We start from the raw sequence: 7,506 nt of genomic DNA, 5'->3' as shown, positions 1-7,506 counted from the left end.
GATGGGCGGTGTGAGAACTCCCATCATCGGAAGACCTCGACCCTACCCGGCCACCGACGCGCCCACCCGCACTACACCCTCAACTGCGAAGAGCCTGAATAGAACGCCCGTTATATCCCAACACAACGCCTGTTCGAGGCACAGAAGTGGCTCAAACGCGACCTGCTGCAGCGCGCGGTCAGATTGACCACTCAACAGTAGATCTGACGCTGCTGCTGTAGTTCAAACATTTGTGCAGCACCTACCCCCAAGGCCCCTAAACGCAAGGCTCCCCCTTGACTCAGCTGCGGTCAATCGTGTGGGAGCTTCAATGCGAACGGAGCCTCCTCAGACTCGCCACAGCTTGCTCCCCTCGCCGGCGGATTCCGTCAGGTGTCGCAGTTGTTACACGGATGACGCCGGTGTCCGATCACGAGATCATGCTGATCACAGCTGCGGCCGGAGGGGGAACCATGTTCGGATCACAAGCCTTAGAGACCGCGATCGGCCTCGCCCTCATGTTCTTCGTCATAGCTACAGCGGCCTCGATGATCACCGAAACCATTGCGCAAGTCTTCAGCACACGCGCCAAAAATCTAAAGAGCACCATCGGTGCTCTGCTCGCGGGAGTCGCGGCCGACGAGACTCATCTCAGCGAAGCCGTAGAGTCATTCAAAGGCACCGCGGTCTACGATGCCGCGAAGGCGGGAGCAGGCCGGCGACTCGGCCGGGTTCGTCGGGATCCTAGCTACCTGTCGGCGAAGGCATTCGCCGACGGCGCGCTGGAGTTGCTCAAACGAGACGGCAGACTAGTTGACCTCGAGCACTGGCCGGCTGGGCTTCGGAAGTTGCTGGAGCCGATCGTCACGGAGGTCGGGGCCGACCTGGTCAGCATCAAGGCCAGCCTCGAGCGAACCTTCGACGAGGCCATGGAGCGAACCCAAGGTGCCTACAAGCGTTGGGCCACCGCAGTGCTGTTCGTCATCGGTCTGATCATCGCCGTCGCCGGCAACGTGTCCACCATCGATGTTGCGAGCAACCTGTGGCGGGACTCAGTCACGCGCCAGGCGGTCGTTGATGCGGCAGGTCAGGTCGCTGCGGACGGCTCGACGCAAACCGAGATAACAAACGTGGCTCAAGCAACGGACGAGCTGGAGCAGCTCGGCCTCCCGCTCGGCTGGACACAAGCAGCACAGAATGAGTGGACGAATGGGTTCGGACTCGCAGAAGTGACTGCGGTTGGCGGTTGGCTTCTCACGGCGGTGCTCGTGATGATGGGCGCACCCTTCTGGTTCGACCTCCTTACCAAGCTTGTAACTCTGCGCTCTAGTGGGGCCAAGCCTCCGACAGCACCCGCGGATCCCTTGTCGGCGACGTCCGCCGTCGAGGCCCGCCAACAGACGTCTGCGCTCAAGACAGAACTGGAGCAGCCCAGTCGTGGCTTGGCTGTTCTACGAGCGTTCGCACCGCAGAAGAAGACGGATCGCGGCCAGCAGATCGATGCTGCACCATCCGTAGAGGATTACCTCGCGCGCGCGCTACGTGTTCCCAGGGCGTGAGTCGAGCACGCACTGGAGCGACCGGAGAACGATGCTGTCCACAACGCACACTTGTCGATAGGAGGCGGCCCGTGGTGCAACGAGTGGTGATCCGGCTGACGGACGATCTCGACGGCAGAGAGATCCCTGCTGGCAAGGGTGAGACCTTGCCCTTCGCGCTCGACGGCAAGTCATACGAGATCGACCTCAGCGCCAAGAATGCGGCAGCGTTCCGCAAGGCCCTTGCGCCTTTTGTCGAGGCCGCTCGGCCGATTAAGAACAGGCCCGGGAGACGGGCCGCGGCCGTCCGCGCCACTGGTGCAGATGCTCGCACCGTCAAGGAGTGGGCTCGTGCGAACGGGTACGAAGTCAACGACCGAGGACGAGTCCCGGCCCAGATCCGGGAGGCCTTCGCCGCCGCAAACTAGCGCAGTCATCGGCGGGCCGGAGACCTGCAAAGGGTCCGCCGGGGGTGGTTGCCCCGACGGCCAACTCACCCGTCGTCGCCACCAGCTGATATCAGACCGGCTATCGGCGGCGGCCTCGCGCCAGCCACCGCGAAAACGATCGTTTCTCAACACCCCGCCCGGCACCACGGAATTGTGAATTTCCGAAGTCGCCTGCACTGGTGACCCGGGTAGCTCGAGTGTGTGTTGCAGGCGACTTCGGATCATCGGTGTGTCGCGAACTCGTCTGCACTGCGTGCGTTCCGTCCTGTACTTGTGTTCACGACGGTGGAGGCTGCGGACTGGCCGACGACCAGAGCTGGACCCGGTGGAAGGCCACGACCGCACCGACCAGCTCGTGGTGGTCTGGCTGCCGTTGGCCAGCCGACCGATCCATTCTGCGGCTGAACGACCCCACGACGACTATGACTGCCGGCCCCGGGATGCCCCGTCAACGGATCGTGACGACAGCCCGGGACTTGACTGAACGACGGCCGTCGCCAATCAGCACTTATTCGATGGCGGCCTGTTGCCTGAGGACGAGCGGTAGTTACTCCGGGACAGCTAACGTTCGGCCGGCGTCACGGGCCGCGGCGATGCTGCGGGCAAGGGTGGCGTGCAGGGCGGTGTCCTCGTCGGCCGGCGTCCCGCTCCTCAACCGGTTGGTGTCGCGGCCGGGGGCTTCGCCGTAGCGGCGGCGGTACTCGCGGTTGAACTGGGTGGCGCTGTCGTAGCCGACGCGGTGCGCGATGGTCGCGACGTCGTCGGCTCCCGAGACGAGGAGCAGCCGCGCCTGGTGGAGCCTGATCTGCTTCTGGAACTGGATCGGGCTGAGCGCGGTGACGCCTTGGAACTTGCGGTGGAAGGCCGACGCGCTGAGCCCGCAGCTGCCGGCGAGCTCGTCGACGCGGAACGGTTCGGCGTAGTTCTCGGTGATCCACCGCACCGCGCGGCTGATCTGGGTGGTGCAGCTGTCGGCGATCCCGATCTGCGCGAGGTTCGCCCCGAGCGGACCGGTGAGGAGACGCCAGAGGATCTCCCGCTCGGCCATCGGCGCGAGCACCGCCTGGTCCTGCGGCCGATCGATGAGGCGCACCATCCGCAAGACGGCGTCGACCAGCTCGGGCTCGGCGTCGGCGACACCGACCGCAGGAGGGGCAGCGCTGGTCCGCACGGGCACAACGCCCGGCGGCGCCTCGAGCAGCAGTGACGCGACGGCGGCGGGTCGCAGCACCAGCCCGAATCCCAGCGCGGGCCGGTCCGGAGCAGCCTCGCAGTAGTGACCGGTGATCGGGACGTCGACGGAGGCGACGAGGTACTGCCCGGGACCGTACTCGAGCACGCGATCGCCCACCGAGATCCTTTTGCGCCCCTGGGTGATCAGCGCGAAGACCGTGCCGGACCCGTTGGTCGACGGCGCCTCCACCGCATCGGTGCGGGCGAGCAGCATTCCCTCGATCGCGGTCGTCTGGTCGGGACGGGCGTGCTTCTCGATGTGTCGGCGCAGCTCCTCGAGCGGCGGGGTGCGGTCGTCGTACCGCTGGTTCCTCGGTTGTGGGCTGGTCACGGAACGAATGTACGGCGCCCACGTGGTAGTCGTCGCCGGGTTCTGCTTCGTCGAGCAGGATCAGGCAATCATCTGCGAGGTCTGGTCTCACGCCGCGCGAGCCTGGACTGGTTCGCTGAACGGGTCGAAAGAGCCCCGCACCGATCGGTGCGGGGCACACCACCCGAAAGGCAACAGCGATGAACATCGAGTACGGATTCCAGGCCACCATGACCGCCAAGGAGGGGAAGGCGGACGAACTCGTCGAGCTCCTGCTCTCCGGCCCCACCGTCGGGCCTTCAGCGCACGAGGGCTGCCTGGTGTTCCTGGTCAGCCGGTGCCACCCAGCCCGACGTGGTCCACCTCGTCGAGGGCTGGGTGAGCGAAGAGGTGCACCACGCCGTCTTCAACGACCCCGAGTCGCAGGGCTACATCGCACGCTCCGCGGAGCTCGTCGCCGATGCGCAATACGCCGACTTCGTCCCTTTGGGCGGCAAGGCAACCCTCGCCCCGGCCACGTCCCCGTCCGCCACCAGCCTCTGATCGCGATGGACAACCTCACAGCCGCCATGACGACCGTCCGCCCGAGTCTCGATCGGGAGCTCAGCGCCCTGGTCGCCGACATGCCCGAGGTCCCTCCTCTCAACGCGGAGACCCTTCCCACGATCCGCCCGTTCGCGACCGTCGACGCGGAGGTGGCGCTTGCTGGGCACGACCTGGACCGGCGCGATGTCACCGTCCCCAGCTTCGACGGCGCACCCCTCCCGCTCACCATCCTCACCCCGGCCAGAAGCGGCGAGCCCCGTACGGCGGTGCCTTGTATCTACTGGGTGCACGGCGGTGGGATGGTCATGGGTGACCGCTTCTCCCAGATCGACATCCCACTCGACTGGCTCGGGAGCTTCGGCGCCACCGTGGTGTCGGTCGACTACCGCCTCGCGCCCGAGGCATCGGGAGCGACGCTCGTGGAGGATTGCTATGCCGGCCTCAGCTGGGTGGCCTCGCACGCGGACGAGCTCGACATCGATCCCGCTCGGGTCATCGTGGCCGGTACGAGCGCCGGTGGCGGACTCGCGGCCGGTACCACCCTTCTCGCGCGCGATCGACAAGGCCCGGCGATCGCGGCTCAGGTCCTGATCTGCCCCATGCTCGACCATCGCAACACGACGGAGTCCAGCCGCCAGTTCACTGGTCCTGCTGTCTGGTCCCGCGAGGCGAACGAGTTCGGCTGGCGATCGGTCCTCGGCGACCTTGCCTACCTTGGCGACGGCGAGGTACCCGGCTACGTCTCACCTGCGCTCGCCGAGGATCTCGCCGGGCTGCCGACCACCTATGTCGACGCTGGTAGTGCCGAGGTCTTCCGCGATGAGAATGTCGCCTACGCGTCCCGTATCTGGGCGGCGGGCGGGCAGGCCGAGCTCCACGTGTGGGCCGGCGGCTTCCATGGTTTCGATGCCCTCTTCCCACAGGTCCAGGTATCGAAAGCAGCACGCGCCGCCCGAAGCGACTGGCTCTCGCGGGTGCTCCGCGACGCGACGCTCACGAGCTGATGGCCACAGCACTCGCCCACCGCCGCCGCAGTCTGGTGGGTCGCTCGCCGACCGAGCAGCACCGAACGGCCACCCCACTGGAGCTGCTGTACGACCTGGTATTCATCGTCGCATTCGGACAAGCGGCTGACGAGCTGGCGCACCACGTCGCGGCAGGCCGGCCAGTCGTCGGGGTCGTCGGGTTCAGCCTCGGGGTCGTCCTGATCTCGTGGGCCTGGGGCAGCTACACCTGGTTCGCGTCGGCGTACGACGAGGACGACTGGATCTGCCGGCTCACCACCATGGTGCAGATGGTCGGCGTCATCATCGTCGCGCTCGGACTGCCCGAGATGTTCGCCTCGCTCGCCGGGGCCGAGAACGGCGGCTACGGCATCGTGGTCAGCGGTTACGTCGTGATGCGCGTGCCGATGGCAGTCCAGTGGTTGCGGGCGGCCCGCAACGATCCGGTACGTCGGCCCGCACTGATGACGTACTTCTGGACCATCGCCCTCGCCCAGGCCGGATGGACGTTCCTCGCGGCGATTGCCCTTCCCCTGCCCGCTGCGACAGCTATCGGGGTGGCGCTGCTTGCGATCGAGACGGTCGGGCCGGTGATCGCGCAGCGTGGGAAGGGCGGGACTCCCTGGAACGCCGACCACGTTGCGGAGCGCTACGGGCTACTTGTCATCGTCGCCCTCGGCGAGGTCGTCTTCGGCACCGTCGCCGCGGTGTCGGCAACAGTGCACGGTCCCACCGGTTGGAGCATCGATGCGGCCGTAACCGCGACCGCGGGGATCGGGCTCGCGCTCGCGATGTGGTGGATGTACTTCACCGTCCCCTCAGCACTCGTCCTGCGAGTCCACCGGGAGCGTGTGTTCTTCTGGTCCTACGGACACCATGTCATCGTGGGCGCGATCGTGGCCGTCGGTGCCGGCTTGCACGTAGCCGCACTCCACCTCCAGCACGACTCCCAGGTCGGGGCCGTGCCCACGGTCCTGACGGTGGCGATCCCCCTCGTGATCTTCGTCTGGATGCTCTATGCCCAGTGGAACACCCTGGTCAGGATCGGCAACCGTCGTCACCTCGGCCTGATCATCGGCACCTCGGCGGTGACCGTCCTTGCGGTCGTTCTGGTCGCAGCGGGAGTCTCCATCGCCGTGGGCCTGGCGGTGATCGCGGTAGCGGCCATCATCCCGATCGCTGGGTTCGAGTCCGTCGGACACCTCGACCTCGCCGCTGCTCTCGCCCCTGACGACTGAGGACTCACGTGTCTCCTGCTTCCGGAGAACAAAGGGGGTGCGGTTGCGGGTGGCGCTGACCGAGGTCAGTCGACCGTGGCGATCGCCTTCCGGATGATCCGGATGTCGCGTCAGGCTGCGACTGAATCGGGACGTGCGGTGCCTCGACCCTAATGGGGGTGCATCACCGAGGTATCGACCAGAGTGGTGTCCGAGTCCGCCGGCGGGATCGGCAAGTCACCGGCGAAGGCAGGAGTCCGACCCGCTCCGCGTGCCGCCCCGAACTCACCACGAGGTGTAGTTGCTGTTAGCAAGGATAGATCGGGAGCTGGCGCACCGTAGGGTGATTAGGCCCGAGACAAGTGGCGGTAGATGGTAGGGCGGGTGACGCCGAATTCTGACGCGATTTGAGCCACGGTGTACCGCCGCTTCCCGTCGGCGCCGGTTTCTTCGTACATCTGGCGGGCGAGGGTGACCTGGCGGGGGCCGAGTTTGGGTTTCTGGCCGCCGGTGCGGCCGCGAGCGCGCGCTGCCGCGAGTCCGTCGATCGTGCGCTCCGACATCAACGCGTGCTCGAACTCGGCGATGGAGCCCAGGATCTGGAAGAACATGCGACCGACCGCGGTGGAGGTGTCGATGCCCTGGTCGAGCACCACCAGATCCACTCCGCGCGCCTGCAGGTCTTTTGAAAGCTCGATCAGGTGCTCCAACGATCGGCCGAGCCGGTCCAGCTTGGTGATCACCAGCTGGTCACCCGTACGGTTGGCCGACAACAAGGCCCGGTCTAGTTCCGGGCGGCGGGCGAGCTTCCCGGATGCCTTGTCGATGAACACATCGTCGCAGCCGGCCGCGCGGAGCGCATCGTGTTGTGCCTCGGGGTGTTGATCGCGGGTGGAGACCCGTCCGTAGCCGATTCGCATGGGCTGGACTGTATCGCGAACCCCCGACCACGTGACGTTGCCGCGTACACGGCATTCGTTACACGAGGCCGCGCCTGGACAACACGAGCATTCCGAGATGTCTCGCAAACGAATCGTTACCGGACGGCCAGCCGCGAGAGCCCGCCGGACGGCACCCGACGTTGTGCAGGCGACTACGGACATCTGTGCAGACGGCTTCGGACATCGACAATCGCTGTGAATGTCCGAAGTTGTCTGCACGGGATCCGCGCTGTCGGTGGAGGGTTGTGCAGGGGACTTCGAGTTAGGCCGGTGTACTGAACTCGTCTGC

General features: G+C 66.3%; 7 protein-coding genes. 5 read left to right on the top strand and 2 right to left on the bottom strand.

The genetic code is table 11. The features are described 5' to 3' along the window. Positions 1-401: 401 nt before the first annotated feature. On the top strand, positions 402-1,538 hold the full coding sequence (locus tag AB0H36_RS47565) for a hypothetical protein (RefSeq protein WP_360538869.1): 1,137 nt from the start codon (positions 402-404) through the stop codon (positions 1,536-1,538). An 83-nt stretch (positions 1,539-1,621) separates the two neighbouring features. After that, positions 1,622-1,945, top strand: a complete 324-nt coding sequence (locus tag AB0H36_RS47560) for an Lsr2 family protein (RefSeq protein ID WP_360538866.1) — start codon at positions 1,622-1,624, stop codon at positions 1,943-1,945. A 568-nt stretch (positions 1,946-2,513) separates the two neighbouring features. Here AB0H36_RS47560 and AB0H36_RS47555 read toward each other — a convergent pair. Next, a complete protein-coding gene (locus AB0H36_RS47555; RefSeq protein WP_360538863.1) occupies positions 2,514-3,530 on the bottom strand; it encodes an AraC family transcriptional regulator in 1,017 nt (338 codons plus the stop codon). Positions 3,531-3,863: 333 nt separating this feature from the next. On the opposite strand from AB0H36_RS47555, the gene AB0H36_RS47550 reads away from it, so the two are divergent. The 3 genes from AB0H36_RS47550 to AB0H36_RS47540 are packed head-to-tail and all read left to right on the top strand — an operon-like array spanning position 3,864 to position 6,297. Next, positions 3,864-4,052 carry a hypothetical protein gene (locus tag AB0H36_RS47550; protein WP_360538860.1) on the top strand — a complete coding sequence of 63 codons (189 nt, stop codon included), beginning with the start codon at positions 3,864-3,866 and terminating at the stop codon, positions 4,050-4,052. A 5-nt stretch (positions 4,053-4,057) separates the two neighbouring features. Continuing rightward, the gene (locus AB0H36_RS47545; protein ID WP_360538857.1) at positions 4,058-5,059 is read left to right on the top strand and encodes an alpha/beta hydrolase; all 1,002 of its coding nucleotides are present in this window, start codon (positions 4,058-4,060) and stop codon (positions 5,057-5,059) included. Beyond that, positions 5,059-6,297, top strand: a complete 1,239-nt coding sequence (locus AB0H36_RS47540) for a low temperature requirement protein A (protein ID WP_360538854.1) — start codon at positions 5,059-5,061, stop codon at positions 6,295-6,297. Before AB0H36_RS47545 ends, AB0H36_RS47540 begins: the two co-directional genes overlap by 1 nt. A 326-nt stretch (positions 6,298-6,623) precedes the next feature. Here AB0H36_RS47540 and AB0H36_RS47535 read toward each other — a convergent pair whose 3' ends face one another. After that, complete coding sequence (locus tag AB0H36_RS47535) at positions 6,624-7,196, bottom strand: recombinase family protein (RefSeq protein ID WP_360538851.1); 573 nt, start codon at positions 7,194-7,196, stop codon at positions 6,624-6,626. Positions 7,197-7,506 lie beyond the last annotated feature (310 nt).

Source organism: Kribbella sp. NPDC050820 (assembly GCF_040653975.1).
Classification (GTDB): Bacteria; Actinomycetota; Actinomycetes; order Propionibacteriales; family Kribbellaceae; genus Kribbella.
This window is presented reverse-complemented; position numbering and strand designations above follow the sequence as displayed.

Excerpts from the sequence above, each read along its gene's own strand:
- AB0H36_RS47545 (WP_360538857.1), top strand. The coding sequence starts at position 4,058 with ATGGACAACCTCACAGCCGCCATGACGACCGTCCGCCCGAGTCTCGAT.
- AB0H36_RS47540 (WP_360538854.1), top strand. The coding sequence starts at position 5,059 with ATGGCCACAGCACTCGCCCACCGCCGCCGCAGTCTGGTGGGTCGCTCG.
- AB0H36_RS47535 (WP_360538851.1), bottom strand. The coding sequence starts at position 7,196 with ATGCGAATCGGCTACGGACGGGTCTCCACCCGCGATCAACACCCCGAG.